Origin of the sequence: Mangrovicella endophytica (assembly GCF_002893625.1) — a bacterium.
Taxonomy (GTDB): domain Bacteria; phylum Pseudomonadota; class Alphaproteobacteria; order Rhizobiales; family Rhizobiaceae; genus Mangrovicella; species Mangrovicella endophytica.
Genome location: NZ_PKMZ01000006.1, coordinates 1 through 14,823 on the forward strand (window position 1 = coordinate 1; position 14,823 = coordinate 14,823).

Sequence of the window (14,823 nt, forward strand, 5' to 3'; positions counted from 1 at the left end):
AGGCGCTTCTCGGCGTCGATCGCCTGCGCCTCTACGACATCGATCCGGCGGCGAGCGAGAAGTGCCGCCGCAACCTTGCCGGCTTCGGCTTCGACATCGTGATTGCCGGCAGCGTCGCGCAAGCCGTGGAAGGGGCTGAGATCGTCACCACGGTGACGGCCGACAAGCAGTATGCCACGATCCTGACCGACAACCTCGTCGGCGCCGGCATCCACATCAATGCGGTGGGCGGCGACTGCCCGGGCAAAACCGAGCTTCACGCCGACATCCTCTACCGCTCCGACATCTTCGTGGAATATCCGCCGCAGACGCGCATCGAGGGCGAGATCCAGCAGCTGCCGGCGGATTATCCCGTGGGTGAGCTCTGGCAGGTGATCGCCGGCACAGCGCCCGGCCGCAGGGATGCACGGGCGATCACGCTGTTCGACTCGGTCGGCTTTGCCACGGAGGACTTTTCTGCACTGCGCTATGTCCGCTCCAAGCTCGCCGGCACCAGCTTCTACGAGGAGCTCGATCTCCTCGCCGATCCCGACGAGCCGCGCGACCTCTTCGGCATGCTGCTCCGCGCCGCTGCCTGAGGCGCTAAAGTCGAGACGGTTTTCCACCGACCGGCAGAGGCTAAGTCTCCGGGCGCCCGGTGGAGCGCCTAACCTGGATCAAGTTCTCCGGAGCGGAGTCGATCTTGACCTAACGAGCGCTAGCTAGATTTCGTCTATCTCGCGCGTCAAGGATCGGAGCCGCTCCCATGAAACTGTCACTGGCCTCGGCCGCTTTTGCCGCAACGCTTCTCGCCTCGGCCGCGCCGGCGCTGGCACAGGATGCCGGTGCGTGCGGCCAGGTCCGGATCGCCAACATGAACTGGGCCTCCGCCGAGGTGATGGCAGCCATCGACCAGTTCATCCTGTCGAAGGGCTATGGCTGCGACGCCCAGCTCGTGCCGGGCGACACGATGCCGACCTTCACCTCGATGACGGAGAAGGGCGAGCCCGACGTCGCCCCGGAGGTCTTCGTCAACCAGTTCCGCGAGCAGGTGGACGCCGCCGTCAAAGAAGGTCGCGTCGCCTATGCCGCCAAGGTTCTGACCGACGGCAGCGAGGAAGGCTTCTGGATCCCGCAATACATCGCCGACGCCCATCCCGATATTCAGAAGCTCTCGGATGCGTTCAAGCATCCCGAGCTCTTCCCCTCGGCCGAGAATCCCTCGCGCGGCGCCGTCTACAACTGCCCGTCGGGCTGGGGCTGCCAGATCATGGTCGGCAACTTCTTCAAGGCCTATAAGGGCGCCGATCAGGGCTTCGACCTCGTCGACACCGGCTCGGCTGCCGGCCTCGACGGCTCCATCGCCAAGGCGTTCACCGACAAGAAGGGCTGGCTCGGCTATTACTGGTCGCCCACGGCCATCGTCGGCCGCTATCCGATGAAGCGCCTTGCCTTCGATGTGCCTTTCGATCCGCAGGAGTGGAAGACCTGCACCACCCAGCCGGACTGCGCCAGCCCGAAGCTGAACGCCTGGACGCCGGCCGATGTCTACACGCTGGTCGCCCCGAAGCTGAAGGAACGTGCGCCGGCCGCAGCGGCCTATCTCGACACGCGTGCCTGGCCGAACACGGTCGTGAACAAGGTGCTGGCCTGGAAGGACGAGAACCAGGCGACCGGAGAGGATACCGCGCTCCACTTCCTGGAGACGCAGCCCGACGTCTGGACGAAGTGGGTCGCGCCTGAGGTCGCCGAGAAGGTCAAGGCGGCGCTCTGAGCCGATCGCTCCACACCATCGAGTCAGGGGCCGGCAGCATCGTCCTTGCCGGCCTTTTCTCCGCAATCAGCGCGCCGCAATCTGACATGCCACCGGCGCGAAGTGTCCGCTCGCGCCGCTTTGGCTGGCATTGCCCTTCCGTTGCCGTGAAAAATCGGTAGAACCCAGCCAACGCCCGCCGTCGCATCGACGGACGGGTCTCTGCGCTACGGGACGATCGGCGAATGTCGGACGAGGGTTTCTTCCGCGAGGTCAATGAGGAGTTGCGTCAGGATCGCGTCCGCGCGGTCTGGACACGCTTCGGCCGCGTCATCATCGCCGCCGCCATTCTGATCATCCTCGCCACGGTCGCCTATGTCCTGTGGGAGCAATATGACGAGGCGCAGGCCAACGCCGCGGGCGACGCCTATTCCTCGGCTGTCGCCCTTGCCGACGAGGGCAAGAACGACGAAGCACTGAAGGCGCTGGATGCGCTCGCCGCCGACGGCTACGGCGCTTATCCGGTCTTGGCGCGCATGCGCGCTGCCGCGATCCAAGAGACCAAGGGCGACAGCAAGGCCGCGGTTGCCGGCTTCGACGCCGTCGCGGCCGACTCCGAGGCGCCGCAGCCGGTGCGCGATATGGCGGCCGTCCGGGCCGGCTACATTCTCGTCGATACCGGCTCGCTGGACGAGGTTCGCAGCCGTGTCGAACGCCTGACCGGCGATAGCGAGGCCTTGCGGCATCCCGCCCGCGAGATCCTCGGCCTCGCTTCGTGGAAGGCTGGCGACGCTGCAGGCGCCCGTACGCTGTTCCAGCAGCTTCTCGACGACGATCAGTCGCCGCAGGGTATTTCGGCCCGCGCTCGCCTGATGCTCGACGTCATCTCCGCCGGCGATACGGCGACCGGTGCGCCGGCGCCGGCTGCTCCGGCGGCTTCGACCCCGCCGGCATCATCGACGAACTGACGATCCGCCGCCAGCCACCCGGCTGGCGCCCGCGATCCGCAAGAGGCTGTCATGGTCACCATCGCCATCATCGGCCGCCCGAATGTCGGCAAGTCTACCCTGTTCAACCGGCTGGTCGGCAAGCGCCTGGCGCTTGTCGACGACCAGCCGGGCGTCACCCGCGATCGCCGTTCCGGCGAGGCCTCGCTGATGGACCTGTCCTTCGAGATCGTCGATACCGCCGGTCTCGAGGATGCCGGTGCGGAGACGCTGGAGGGCCGCATGCGGGCGCAGACCGAAAGCGCCATCGAGACGGCCGATCTGTCGCTCTTCGTGGTCGATGCCAAGACGGGGCTGACGCCGCAGGACCAGAGCTTTGCCGAACTCCTGCGGCGCAAGGGTCGCCCGATCGTGCTCGTCGCCAATAAGGCCGAGGCTCGCGGCGCCGACGCCGGCTTCTACGATGCCTTCTCGCTCGGCCTCGGTGACCCCGTCGGCATTTCGGCCGAGCACGGGGCCGGCCTCGGCGACCTGCGCGATGCCATCGTCGCGGCCCTCGGCATCGAAGCCTTCGAGGAAGACGAGGAGCCCGGCGAGGCTGACGAGGTGGCCGCGCCCGTCATCGTGGGCTTTGACGACGATGACGAGCCGATCGAGGAATATGACGACACCAAGCCCCTGCGGATCGCCATCGTCGGGCGGCCGAACGCTGGCAAGTCGACCCTGGTGAACCGCTTCCTCGGCGAGGATCGCATGCTGACCGGGCCGGAGGCCGGCATCACACGCGATTCCATCGCCGTGGAGTGGGAGTGGCGCGGCCGCCGCGTCAAGGTGTTCGACACGGCGGGCCTTCGGCGCAAGTCGCGCGTGCAGGAGAAGCTGGAGAAGCTCTCGGTCGCCGACACGCTGCGGGCGGCAAAGTTCGCCGAAGTCGTCGTCATCGTGCTCGACGTCACCGCACCGTTCGAGCGGCAGGACCTGCAGATCGCGGACCTCATCGCCCGCGAGGGGCGTGCGGCGGTGATCGCGCTCAACAAGTGGGACCTGATCGAGGACCGGCAGGCGGTGCTTGCCGATCTCCACGAGAAGACCGAGCGGCTGTTGCCCCAGTTGCGCGGCATCCGCGCCATACCCGTCTCGGGCGAGACGGGCGAGGGAACTGAGCGCCTGATGCAGGCCGTCGCCGAGACGCACGAGATCTGGAACCGGCGCATCTCCACCGGCCGGCTCAACCGCTGGCTCGACCGCGTCGTTGCCCATCACCCGCCGCCGGCGGTCGCAGGTCGCCGGGTCAACGTCAAATACATGACGCAGGTGAAGGCGCGTCCGCCGACCTTCATGATCTCGACCTCGCGCCCTGAGGCGCTCGGCGCGGCCTATACGCGCTACCTCGTCAACGGCCTGCGCGAGACGTTTGGCTTGACTGGCGTGCCGATCCGGCTCGGCCTGCGCAAGCCCGACAACCCATATGCGGGCCGTGCCAAGCGGCCGTCCTGATCGCCAGCCGCGACCGCGCCGCCCCATGAGGCGGCGCGTCCTCCCTTGCCGCCTCTCCCCCGGGATATGCTCGTCCGCGCCGTGCGCGACCGGCTTCCCGGCGGCCGTGATTTTGCGGGCGGCGGCCGCCATGCCCCCCAACTGCGGCGTAGAAGCCACGCTCCGTTAACCAAGAAACAAGGTTAATGGATCATGTTTTCAGCCACATAGAGTGTGGTTGGGTGTCGTGGCATGGTGGATGCAAGCGGGCGGCGAGCCGCGGCGAACAGCCGTCGGAGCATCGAGCGGACGGCCCGGCGCGGCGCCATCGTTCTCGGACTTGGCATTGCCCTGTTGCCGGTGCTGACGACCTCTGCCGCCTTCCAAGACATGTCGACGCTGCTGGAAGGCGCGCGCAGCGAGGCGCGCTGGCAGGCCTATTTCGTGCCGGCACCGGCAAGCTCCGTCGCCGCCGCGACGCTCGCTTTCGCCGGCAAACCGGATGACGGCCGGCTGCCGCAGAACGCAGCCCTGCGCAACGCCGAGGGGAAGCAGTATACGGTGGCGCCGTCGATCAAGGCGGCCACCTCGCCGGATGAAGACCGGGTCGCCCGCGCCGGCAAGACCGGCCGCGTCCTGTCCAGCGTTTCCGCGGTCTCCGCGCCGCCGAAGGCCTTTTCCGCCGGCTCGATCCTGGAGCGCCAGAGCCTGTTGTCCGTGCCGAAGAGCACCGCCGACACGGTGGCCATGGCCTTCGCGAAGCAGCGCGGCAGTGTCGAGAAGGCCATCCAGGTCGCCATGAACTTCGCCCCGGCGCAAACGCCGGATCGCCCCGCTCCGCTGGGCGACGCGGTGATGATGGCGTCGCTGAAGCCCTCGGTCGGCGCGGCCTCGGCGCTCGGCTATGCGCCGACGGAGGTCTCGCCCGGAGAGCGGACGGCGAGCCTCTTTGAGAAGATCCTGAAGCAGCAGCAGCAGCCGGACGAATTCATCCCACCGCTTGGCGCCGGCGACCACTCCTGGGCAGCGACGCCGCTGCCGGTCACCGCCTTTTCCGATGAGGAGCAGGCCTGCCTGGCGCGGGGCATCTATTTCGAGGCGCGCGGCGAGTCGGTCATGGGGCAGGCGGCCGTCGGGCAGGTGATCCTCAACCGCGTGCGCAACCCCGCCTATCCGAAGACGATCTGCGGCGTCGTCTACCAGAACAAGAACTGGACCAACCGCTGCCAGTTCTCCTTTGCCTGCGACCGCATCAAGGATCGCGTGCTTGAAGGCGAGGCGTGGGAATCGGCGCGCCGCATTGCCGGCCAGGTCACCCGCGGCGAGATCTGGATCAACGAGGTCGGGTCGGCGACGCATTATCACGCCAACTACGTCAAGCCGCGTTGGGCGAAGGCGATGGAGCGGGTCGACAAGATCGGCCGCCATATCTTCTACCGCACTTTCGGCGGCGGCTGGAACTGAGGCGCGGCGCACTGGGAGCCTCGCTTGCGGCGACGCGCGACATGGCTGCGGCTTGACGGTGCGAATCGCCCGGCCTAGCTACCGGCCTGTCTCGTCCGCTTCCGGGCCTGGCTTGCCGGCACGACTGGCGCATCCCTCTCCACGAGCACTGGCCGCTGCAATGAGCTCAACCGGACCCCACGACGACCAGACGAAGGGGATGTCGGGCCCGGGCTGGGACGAGCGCCGCGAGGCGCTGGCCGAGAAGCTACGCCGGCACCAGGCCGAGCAGGCGGATGATGGTCCACGCAATAACTCGCGGGGTTTCCAGGGGGCGGCGGAAGGGCTGAAACTTGCCAGCGAATTCGTCGCCGGCGTTCTCGTCGGGGCGGGCCTGGGCTATCTCATCGATCGCTTCGCCGGCACCTCCCCCTTCGGGCTGATCATCTTCCTCATCCTTGGCTTTGCCGCCGGCGTGATGAACGTGCTGCGGTCCATCGGCGCGCCGAAGCCGCCACGATAGGCGTTTACGCGCACCATCCGCTGCCGATCTACCGAAAGCCGCTCGAAAAGCGGCACTTTTGCCGCGGGAAGGCGGCAATCGGGTGTTGCGTCGCATCGGGTGGAACGCTATTGGCAGGTCGGCTCCGCGCAAGGCGGAGCGTTGACCGAAGGGTTCGAAAACTTGGCAGCCGATCCGACCGATCCGACACACCAGTTTCAGATCTTCAGGATCGTGCCGATCCATATCGGTAATCTGGACCTCTCCTTCACCAATTCCTCGCTCTTCATGGTGCTGACGGTCGCCGTGGCATCGGCGTTCCTGTACTTCACCACGGGCGGCCGCAGCCTCGTGCCGAGCCGCATGCAGTCGGTCTCCGAGCTATCCTACGAGTTCATCGCCAACATGCTGCGCGATGCGACCGGGACGGCGGGCATGCGCTTCTTCCCCTTCGTGTTCGCGCTCTTCATGTTCGTCCTCGTGGCGAACCTCTTCGGCATGGTGCCGTATTTCTTCACCATCACCAGCCATCTGATCGTGACCTTCGCGCTGGCCGTGCTGGTGATCGGCGTCGTCGTCGTCTACGGCCTGATGAAGCATGGCACCCACTTCTTCGGCATCTTCGTGCCGTCGGGCGTGCCGGCGGTGCTGATCCCGCTGGTGGCGGTGATCGAGGTGATCTCGTTCCTGTCGCGCCCGGTGTCGCTCTCCGTGCGTCTCTTCGCCAACATGCTGGCGGGGCACATCACGCTGAAGGTCTTCGCCGGCTTCGTCGTCTCGCTGAGCGCCCTCGGCGCCCTCGGCATCGGCGGCGCCATCCTGCCGCTGATCATGACCGTCGCTTTGACGGCTCTCGAATTCCTGGTCGCCGCGCTGCAAGCCTATGTCTTCGCGGTCCTGACCTGCATGTATCTCAACGACGCGATCCATCCAGGCCACTAAGACAAGTCTCCAGGATATCTCCGGAGCCCGCCGCCGGCGGCTCCAAAGTCCGCAGTCTCAACGATCCCAGAAGGAGTTTCACCATGGACGCAGAAGCCGCTCGCTACATCGGCGCTGGTCTCGCCTGCTTCGGCATGGCCGGCACGGCTCTCGGCCTCGGCAACATGTTCGCCCAGTTCCTGGCCGGCGCCCTGCGCAACCCGTCGGCTGCCGACGGTCAGTTCGGCCGCCTGATCTTCGGCTTCGCGGTGACGGAAGCGCTCGGCATCTTCTCGCTGCTGATCGCGCTTCTGCTCCTCTTCGCCGTCTGATTACGGTCGACCATCGTTGAGCCATCCGGCGGCTTCACCGCCGCCGGATCTGCTGCCGGAGCGCCTCATGTTCGTGACACAGGCATTTGCCCAGGCGGAAAACGCCGAGGGTGATGCGATCCACCTGCCGCCGTCCGACGAAGCGGCGGCCGCACATGGCGAGACCGTCCATGTCGAGGGCGAGCACGGCGTCTTCCCGCCGTTCAACAGCGAGTTCTACGCCTCCCAGGTCTTCTGGCTGGCGATCACCTTCGCGATCTTCTACGTCGTCCTGAAGAAGACGGTGCTGCCGCGCATCGGCGGGATCATCGAGAATCGGCGCGAGCGCATCGCTCTCGATCTCGAAGCCGCCGGCCGGATGAAGAGCGAGGCCGATGCCGCGCAGGCGGCCTACGAGCAGGAGCTGGCGGAAGCCCGTGCCGGCTCGCACAAGATTGCGCAGGATGCGCGAGACGCCGCCAAGGCGGACGCCACCCGCGAACGCGCCAGCATCGAGGCCGATCTCGACGCCAGGCTCGAAGCTGCACAGGCCCGCATCGGCGAGATCAAGCGTCAGGCGCTGGCTGACGTCGGTACCATCGCCGAAGAGGCGGCCGAGACGATCCTGCGGGATGTCGCTGGTCTCGACGTCTCGCGTGACGACGTTGCCCGCGCCGTTGCGGCCGAGCGCGTCTGAGGAGGGACCACCATGGTTCTCGACAATTCGTTCTGGGCCTTCATCGCGCTGCTGCTCTTCTTCGGCATCGTGATCTACTACAAGGCGCCGGCTCTGGCCGGCCGAGCCCTCGACAAGCGGGCGGAGCGCATCCGCCGCGAGGTCGACGAGGCGCGTGAGCTGAAGGACGAGGCGACGCAGCAGCTCGCCGAGTTCCAGCGCCGCCGCAAGGAAGCCGAGCAGGAGGCGAAGGAGATCGTCGCCGCTGCGCGCCGCGAGGCCGATGCTCTGGTCGCCGAAGCGCGGCAGAAGAGCGAGGAATATGTCGCTCGCCGCACCGCCATGGCGGAGACCAAGATCGCGCAGGCCGAGAACGACGCAATCGCCGAGGTGCGCGCCTCTGCCGTCGATATCGCCGTCGCCGCGGCTGGCCGGATCATTGCCGAGCGCAATGCCGGAACGTCCGGCAATCTGACGGACCGCTCGATCGCCGAGGTGCGTCAGCGCCTGAACTGAGAGCGACGGCCGTCACGCCGTCGCATTGCGACCATCAATGAAGCTCGCGGGTCCCGCGGGCTTTTTTGTTGCTTGAAAGACGCTTTCGGCGGCGTTGAACGAGATGGTCCGGCGACGGCCGCTTGGAAGCAGCTGCGGCTATTCGGCGGCCAGCAGCAGGTCAGGCTTCAGCGGGCGGAAGCTCATGCGGTGAAGCGGGCTCGGTCCGAGCCGCAGGATCGCGTCCCGGTGCTCCGCCGTGGCATAGCCCATATGGCGCGAGAAGCCGTAGCCGCTGTAGACGCCGCAGGCCCGTCGCATCATCCGGTCACGCGTGACCTTGGCAACGATGGAGGCGGCGGCGATGGAGAGGCAGCGCGCGTCGCCGGCGATGACCGCCGTGGCGCGGCACTGAAGTCCCGTGGGGACATCGCGGCCGTCGATCAGCGTATGGCAGGGCCTCTCGCCGAGCGCGTGCAGGGCACGGCGCATGGCGAGCAGCGTCGCGCCGCGGATATTATAGCGGTCTATCTCGGCAGCGCTGGCAGAAGCCGCCGCGACGGTCGCGCAGGACACGATCGCCTCGAACAGGCGCTCGCGCTCCTCGGCGGTGAGCTTCTTGGAATCGTCAAGGCCGTCCGGAATGCAGCTGGGATCGAGGATCACCGCCGCGGCGACCACCGGGCCGGCCAGGGGGCCACGTCCCGCTTCGTCGATGCCGGCGACGAGCCGGGCGCCGGCCGCCAGCTGCTCGCTTTCCAGCAGGAAGTCGGGACCGGCGGGCACCGTGACCACAGAAGCGTCGGCCGTAGGCGGCGCAGCCTTAACGTTCGCGCGCTTGGAAGAGGGTGGAGAATCGGAGGGTCGGCGAGCCATGTTGCGGCGAGACTCGCGCATTCTCCGATTCTCCGCAAGTCTCGCTGCCATCGGGGTGGATGCGGCAGCGAGATCCACCCGCCGTGCGGCCGGCGGGCGAAGTTCGTTCGTTCGAGCAAGACCTCCTAGCCGGCGCCTCGGACGCCGTGACGGAGGCGCCGCGGCAAGGCGGCTCAGAGCAGCGACAGCTGCACGCCGGCGCCCTTCGGCGGCGTGAACAGGTCGGTGCGAAGGCTCGTCCTCTCCTCGTTCAGCCCCAGCCGCTTCACCGCCATCTCGAAGCGGCGGCGGATCTGAAAAGCATAGGGCCCCGTGCCCCGCATCCGCTTGCCCCATTCGGCATCGTAGTCCTTGCCGTCGCGCATCGAGCGCAGCAGCGCCAGCACGTGCCGGTAGCGGTTCGGATAATGCCGTAGCAGCCACTCCTTGAAGAGCGGGCTGACCTCCAGCGGCAGGCGCAGCAGCACATAGCCGGCCTCCTTGGCGCCGGCCGTCTTGGCCGCCTCAAGAAGACGCTCGATCTCGCTGTCGGTCAGGCCGGGAATAATCGGCGCCGTCATCACCATGGTCGGGATGCCGGCTTCCGACAGAGCCTTCACCGCCTCCAGGCGCTTCGCCGGTGTTGCCGCCCGCGGCTCCATGGCCCGGGCGAGCGTGCGGTCGAGCGTCGTCACCGAGAGCGCCACCCGCGCCAACCCTTTGGCTGCCATGCGTGACAGGATGTCGATGTCGCGCGTCACCAGCGCCGACTTCGTCACGATGCCGACCGGATGGTTCGCCGCCTCCAGCACTTCGAGGATCTGGCGCATCACGCGCCAGCTCTTCTCGATCGGCTGGTAGGGATCGGTATTGGTGCCGATGGCGATCGAGCGCGGCTGGTAGCCGGGCTTCGACAGCTCGGCCTCGAGCAACTCGGCCGCATTCGGCTTGGCGAACAGCTTCGATTCGAAGTCGAGCCCAGGCGACATGCCCATATACGCATGCGTCGGCCGCGCGAAGCAGTAGACGCAGCCATGCTCGCAGCCGCGATACGGGTTGACCGAGCGGTCGAAGGAGATGTCCGGCGAGCTGTTGCGTGTGATGATCGTCTTCGGCTTCTCGACCTGCACCTCGGTCTTGAAGGCGGGCAGTTCGTCGAGCGTCGACCAGCCGTCGTCGAAACTCGAGCGCGCGAACGGCTCGAAACGGCCAGTCGGGTTCAGCCCCGCGCCGCGGCCGCGGCGTCGTCCGAAGCCAACCCGCAGGCCGGCTTCGTTGATGATGTGATTGGCAATGTCGATGCCGTTCGGGCCGGAGAAGGCCGCACGATCGGCGAGGTTCACGTCCTGCATGGGAGTTCCTTCCGCATCGGGGAAGCGACTATGAATGAAGTCCTACCGCGCGGACGAGAACAATACAAGAACAAAATCGATCGTCGTTCTGCGGCTGGCGAAGTCTGGTGCCTTTGGCTATCCAATCGACATGCTCAGCGTCTTCATCGAAGCCGGATCCGATGCCGGCCAGCTCGCCCAGAGCCTCGCCTCCCTCGTGCCGGGAGCGGTGGAGGGGCTGGTGCGCGAGGTTCTCGTGATCGAGGACGGGCTGGGGCCCGACGGGCGTAAGGTCGCGGATCACGCAGGCTGCCGGCTCGTTGCCAATGCCGAACTGCCTTCGGTGCTGCCTCAGGCGAAGGGCGACTGGCTTATGCTGATCGAGCCGGGTGCGCGGCTGCTGCCCGGTTGGATCGAGGCCCTGGGCGAACATATCGCTGATGTCGAGCGCGGCGTCGCCAGCCCGGAGGCGGCGCGGTTCTCGCCGTCGCGCCTCGACCGGCTGCCGTTCCTGCAGCGGGTGAGGCAGCGGCGCGGTCCGCTGGCGGATGGGCTGGTCCTGCGCAAGTCTCAGGCGCTCGGCCTCGTCAAGCGTCAGCCGTCCTTGAACGCCATGGCACGGGGTCTCGCCACGTCACGGCTGCGGGCGGAGATCAGGCCGCCGGTGGCCGCCAGGCAGCGTTGACACTGCCGATCAGGCGGAGCGGCCGCCGCGGCGCAGATGCTCGTCCAGCCGCGGCATGATCTCGACGAAATTGCAGGGGCCGTGCCGATAGTCGAGCTGGTCCTTCAGGATCGCGTCCCAGCCGTCCTTGCAGGCGCCGGGCGATCCGGGCAGCGCGAAGACGAAGGTGGCGTTTATGACACCGCCGGTCGCCCGCGACTGGATCGTCGAGACGCCGATCTTCTCATAGGAGATGCGGTGGAAGATCGCTGAAAAGCCGTCCATGCGCTTTTCGAAGATCGGCTCCAAGGCCTCCGGTGTCACGTCGCGGCCGGTGAAGCCGGTACCGCCGGTGGTGATGACGACATCGATGGAGGGATCGGCGCACCAGCGCTGGACGATGGCTCGTATGGCCGTCACGTCGTCGGGCACGATCTCGCGCGCAGCCAGCTGATGCCCGGCGCCCGTCAGCCGCTCGGCCAGAATGGCGCCGGACCGATCATCGTCGAGGCTGCGCGTGTCGGACACCGTGAGCACGGCGATCGACAGCGGGATGAAGTCGCGGCTTTCGCTCATGCCTTGCCCATCCTTCCGCCCGCGACGGTCGCCATGACCCACCAGTCGGGCTGGGCCAGCCGCAGCGCTGCCGCGGCAGCCCCGGCGACCGCTTCGTCGGGATAAAGGCCCCAGACCGTCGCGCCCGAGCCCGACATGCGCGCCATGAGCGCGCCTTGGCTCTGCAGCGCATCCGTGACTGTCGCGATCGACGGCGCGAGCGTCAAGGCAGGCGCCTGGAGGTCGTTGCGCGTCAGACGAAGCCAGCGGGCGAGATCGGCAATCGACGCAAAGCCATTGTCCGGCAGCGCCGGCAGCGGGTCGCCGTCACGGCGCTCCAGTCCGGCGAAGACGGCTGGGGTCGAGACGGGGGTGCCGGGATTGACGAGCACCATCGGCAGAGGCGGTAGACCCGACAGGGGCTGGATGGCCTCGCCGATGCCGCCGATCACAGCGGCGCGTCCGTCGAGGCACATCGGCACGTCCGCGCCGAGACCGAGCGCTGCGGTCATGAGCGCATCGGCCGCCTGCGGCACCCGGCGCTGGACGAGGCGCAGCAGCGCCGCCGCATCGGCCGAGCCGCCGCCGATGCCGGCTGCGACCGGCAGCTGCTTGTCGAGCCGGATGGCGACCGGCGGCAGCGCGCGCCCATGCGCCGCCAGCGCAGCCCGCGCGAGCGTCAGCGCCCGCAGGAGAATGTTGTCGGCATCGGACGGGATCGCCGCGGCGAACGGTCCGGCGATTTCGAGCCGGTCGGCGTCGCTCTCCGCGACCGTGATCCCGTCGCCATTCGCGGCGAAGACGACGAGGCTGTGTAGCAGGTGGTAGCCATCCGCCCGCCGCCCGGTAACGTGAAGCGCCAGGTTGATCTTCGCCGGCGCTGTCTCCTGCTGCACCGGAGCGACGTCAGAGGCAGAGCCGCCGTTTACCCTTGGCGCGAGCGCACTGCCCATCAGTTCGGTGTCGCAGCCGATCCAGCCGGCACCGTGGAGCTGCTCCCGGTTGCGGAGCCCTTCTCGTCAGCCTCCGCCTTGGTGTCGGTGGCGGGCGGCGGGGTCGCCGGCTCGCTCGTCTCGGCCTTGCTCGCGGCATTTCCGCCGGCCGGCTTGTCCTTGCCGTCGATCTTGGCCTGGATGCGCGTCACGTCCGCAGCCTCCGGCTTCGGATCGCCCGTCAGCGCCCGCTGCCACTGGAAGCGGGCTTCGCGCTTGCGGCCGACCTGCCAGTAGGCGTCGCCGAGATGGTCGTTGATGGTGGGATCCACCGGATTGATCAGGATCGCCCGCTCCAGCTGCTCCACGGCTTCCGGATAGCGGGACAGGCGATAATAGGCCCATCCGAGCGAATCGATGATGTAGCCGTCGTTCGGCCGCAGCTCGACGGCCGTCTTGATCATCTCCAGCCCCTGGTCGAGGTTCCGGTTCATGTCGACCCAGGAATAGCCGAGATAGTTCAGCACCTGCGGCTGGTTGGGCGAGAGCGCCAGCGCCTTCTTGAAGTCGGGCTCGGCCTTGTCCCATTCCTTCAGCCGCTCGTGGGCGATGCCGCGCTGGTAGTACAGGTTCCAGCTCGGCGTCTCGCCATCCTTGACGAGGCTGATCGCCTTGTCGAGCGCCGTCGCCGCGCCGCGATAGTCCTTGTCGGCCGAGAGGATGTCGGCGAGCGCCACATAGGCCTGCTGGTCATCCGGGAAGTCGGCGACGACGCGGCGCAGATGCGCCTTCGCCTCGTCCTTGCGCTCGGCATACCAGAGGTCGATGCCCATCTGCAGCTCGGAGGTGCGGTGATAGGACGAGCTTTCCGGCACCTTCTCGTAATAGGAGATGGCGAGGTCGAGCTGGTTAGCGCGCTCGGCGATACCCGCCAGCGCCGTCAGGAGCGCCGGGCTGGCCGGCGCCAGCGCGCGTGCCAGCTGGAAATACAGGAGCGCGACCTGCTGCCCGTCGCCGCGGTTGATCGCCTGGCCGAGGACGTAGAGCGTTTCGGCGGCGCCCTGCTTCACGTCGGTGACGGGCAGCTCGATCGTCTCGCCCTTCTCGATCCGCCCCTTCAGCGTCAGCAGCGGATCGTAGCTCGGCGCGACGGCTAGACCCTTGTCGAGAGCCGCGATGGCTGCCTGCTTCTTGCCCGCACGCGCTTCGATCCGGGCAAGGAGATCGGCGGAACCGAGGAAGGCGTCCGGCGAGGTCTGCGCGTTGTCCTTCGTCTTCAGCACCTCGTTCAGAAAACGCCGCGCCTCGTCGTGGCGGCCGGCCACCTCGGCGACGAGGCCGGACTGGTACTGGTTGAAGATCGGATACCAGGCCGCCTTGTCGAGCTCCTTGATGCGCGACAGCGCGTCGTCGACGCGGCCAGCGCCCAGATCGGCCCAGGAGGAGAGATGGGTGAGCAGCAGCGCATCGAGATCGCTCGGATCGACGATGTCGAAGGCCTCGATCGCTTCGCCCCACTTGCCCTTGCGGAGCTGATCGATGCCGAGCGTGATGCGGGCGACCTTCGCCGCGTCGGTATTCTCACGCAGCTTGGCGGCGAGCTTTACACCGTCGTCGAAACGCCCGGCCGCGAAGAAGGCAAACATCGCGTCCTGCTGCAGCATCTCGGAGTTGGGATCGAGGGTGAGGGCCTGCGCGTAGTAGTCGGTCGCCTTGGCAAGGTCGCCATCCATCTGCGCGGACTTGGCGGCAAGATAAGCGCCGGACACAGTCTGGATGCGGGCGCTCGCAGCGGGCGTCTCGGGCTTCGGCGTGGCCGGTGCCGTGGCGCCTGCCGATGAAAGGGCGGTGCTGGCGGCGGCAAGGACGAGAGCGGCGCGGAGCAGCCGGGAGAAGCGTCGTGTCTGCAAGTGTCCAATCCTCTTTCGGCCCTGATGCGGCGCTGGACCCGGTCGCGGCGGAGAAGCTCCGCTATGCCCGGCG

General features: G+C 67.6%; 16 protein-coding genes. 11 read left to right on the plus strand and 5 right to left on the minus strand.

The window, feature by feature from the left end; translation table 11 throughout:
* The 10 genes from C0R46_RS13995 to C0R46_RS14040 all read left to right on the plus strand — a co-directional run.
* On the plus strand, positions 1–578 hold a 578-nt coding region (locus C0R46_RS13995; RefSeq protein WP_114348397.1), incomplete at its 5' end, for a Rossmann-fold NAD(P)-binding domain-containing protein.
* Between the two features lie 167 nt (positions 579–745).
* Entirely contained in the window at positions 746–1,753 is a 1,008-nt protein-coding gene (locus C0R46_RS14000) for an ABC transporter substrate-binding protein (protein WP_102960279.1), read from the plus strand.
* Between the two features lie 224 nt (positions 1,754–1,977).
* The gene (locus C0R46_RS14005) at positions 1,978–2,700 is read left to right on the plus strand and encodes a tetratricopeptide repeat protein (protein WP_102960280.1); all 723 of its coding nucleotides are present in this window, start codon (positions 1,978–1,980) and stop codon (positions 2,698–2,700) included.
* Positions 2,701–2,751: 51 nt separating this feature from the next.
* Positions 2,752–4,176: a ribosome biogenesis GTPase Der gene (gene der, locus C0R46_RS14010; RefSeq protein WP_102960281.1), complete on the plus strand. Its 1,425-nt coding sequence runs from the start codon at positions 2,752–2,754 to the stop codon at positions 4,174–4,176.
* A gap of 231 nt (positions 4,177–4,407) precedes the next feature.
* A complete protein-coding gene (locus tag C0R46_RS14015; RefSeq protein ID WP_102960282.1) occupies positions 4,408–5,619 on the plus strand; it encodes a cell wall hydrolase in 1,212 nt (403 codons plus the stop codon).
* A 160-nt stretch (positions 5,620–5,779) separates the two neighbouring features.
* Positions 5,780–6,121, plus strand: a complete 342-nt coding sequence (locus C0R46_RS14020) for an AtpZ/AtpI family protein (protein ID WP_245413589.1) — start codon at positions 5,780–5,782, stop codon at positions 6,119–6,121.
* A gap of 162 nt (positions 6,122–6,283) precedes the next feature.
* On the plus strand, positions 6,284–7,042 hold the full coding sequence (locus C0R46_RS14025) for a F0F1 ATP synthase subunit A (RefSeq protein WP_102960421.1): 759 nt from the start codon (positions 6,284–6,286) through the stop codon (positions 7,040–7,042).
* Between the two features lie 83 nt (positions 7,043–7,125).
* Positions 7,126–7,353 carry a F0F1 ATP synthase subunit C gene (locus tag C0R46_RS14030; RefSeq protein WP_102960284.1) on the plus strand — a complete coding sequence of 76 codons (228 nt, stop codon included), beginning with the start codon at positions 7,126–7,128 and terminating at the stop codon, positions 7,351–7,353.
* Between the two features lie 67 nt (positions 7,354–7,420).
* Positions 7,421–8,029: a F0F1 ATP synthase subunit B gene (locus tag C0R46_RS14035; protein ID WP_102960422.1), complete on the plus strand. Its 609-nt coding sequence runs from the start codon at positions 7,421–7,423 to the stop codon at positions 8,027–8,029.
* A gap of 12 nt (positions 8,030–8,041) precedes the next feature.
* Positions 8,042–8,524 carry a F0F1 ATP synthase subunit B gene (locus C0R46_RS14040; protein ID WP_102960285.1) on the plus strand — a complete coding sequence of 161 codons (483 nt, stop codon included), beginning with the start codon at positions 8,042–8,044 and terminating at the stop codon, positions 8,522–8,524.
* A gap of 138 nt (positions 8,525–8,662) precedes the next feature.
* Here the strand turns inward: C0R46_RS14040 and C0R46_RS14045 are convergent, their stop codons facing one another.
* On the minus strand, positions 8,663–9,379 hold the full coding sequence (locus C0R46_RS14045) for a ribonuclease HII (protein ID WP_102960423.1): 717 nt from the start codon (positions 9,377–9,379) through the stop codon (positions 8,663–8,665).
* 173 nt (positions 9,380–9,552) lie between these two features.
* Complete coding sequence (locus C0R46_RS14050; protein ID WP_102960286.1) at positions 9,553–10,710, minus strand: PA0069 family radical SAM protein; 1,158 nt, start codon at positions 10,708–10,710, stop codon at positions 9,553–9,555.
* 34 nt (positions 10,711–10,744) lie between these two features.
* On the opposite strand from C0R46_RS14050, the gene C0R46_RS14055 reads away from it, so the two are divergent.
* Positions 10,745–11,374, plus strand: a complete 630-nt coding sequence (locus tag C0R46_RS14055; protein WP_342586517.1) for a glycosyl transferase family 2 — start codon at positions 10,745–10,747, stop codon at positions 11,372–11,374.
* A gap of 9 nt (positions 11,375–11,383) precedes the next feature.
* Here the strand turns inward: C0R46_RS14055 and moaB are convergent, their stop codons facing one another.
* From moaB to C0R46_RS14070, 3 genes are read right to left on the minus strand one after another with little or no spacing between them, the layout of a single operon-like run.
* On the minus strand, positions 11,384–11,929 hold the full coding sequence (gene moaB / locus C0R46_RS14060) for a molybdenum cofactor biosynthesis protein B (RefSeq protein WP_102960287.1): 546 nt from the start codon (positions 11,927–11,929) through the stop codon (positions 11,384–11,386).
* Positions 11,926–12,861: a 4-(cytidine 5'-diphospho)-2-C-methyl-D-erythritol kinase gene (locus tag C0R46_RS14065; RefSeq protein ID WP_102960288.1), complete on the minus strand. Its 936-nt coding sequence runs from the start codon at positions 12,859–12,861 to the stop codon at positions 11,926–11,928. The genes moaB and C0R46_RS14065 overlap by 4 nt, the downstream gene beginning before the upstream one ends.
* Positions 12,861–14,750, minus strand: a complete 1,890-nt coding sequence (locus tag C0R46_RS14070; RefSeq protein ID WP_102960289.1) for a tetratricopeptide repeat protein — start codon at positions 14,748–14,750, stop codon at positions 12,861–12,863. The genes C0R46_RS14065 and C0R46_RS14070 overlap by 1 nt, the downstream gene beginning before the upstream one ends.
* Between the last annotated feature and the right edge of the window lie 73 nt (positions 14,751–14,823).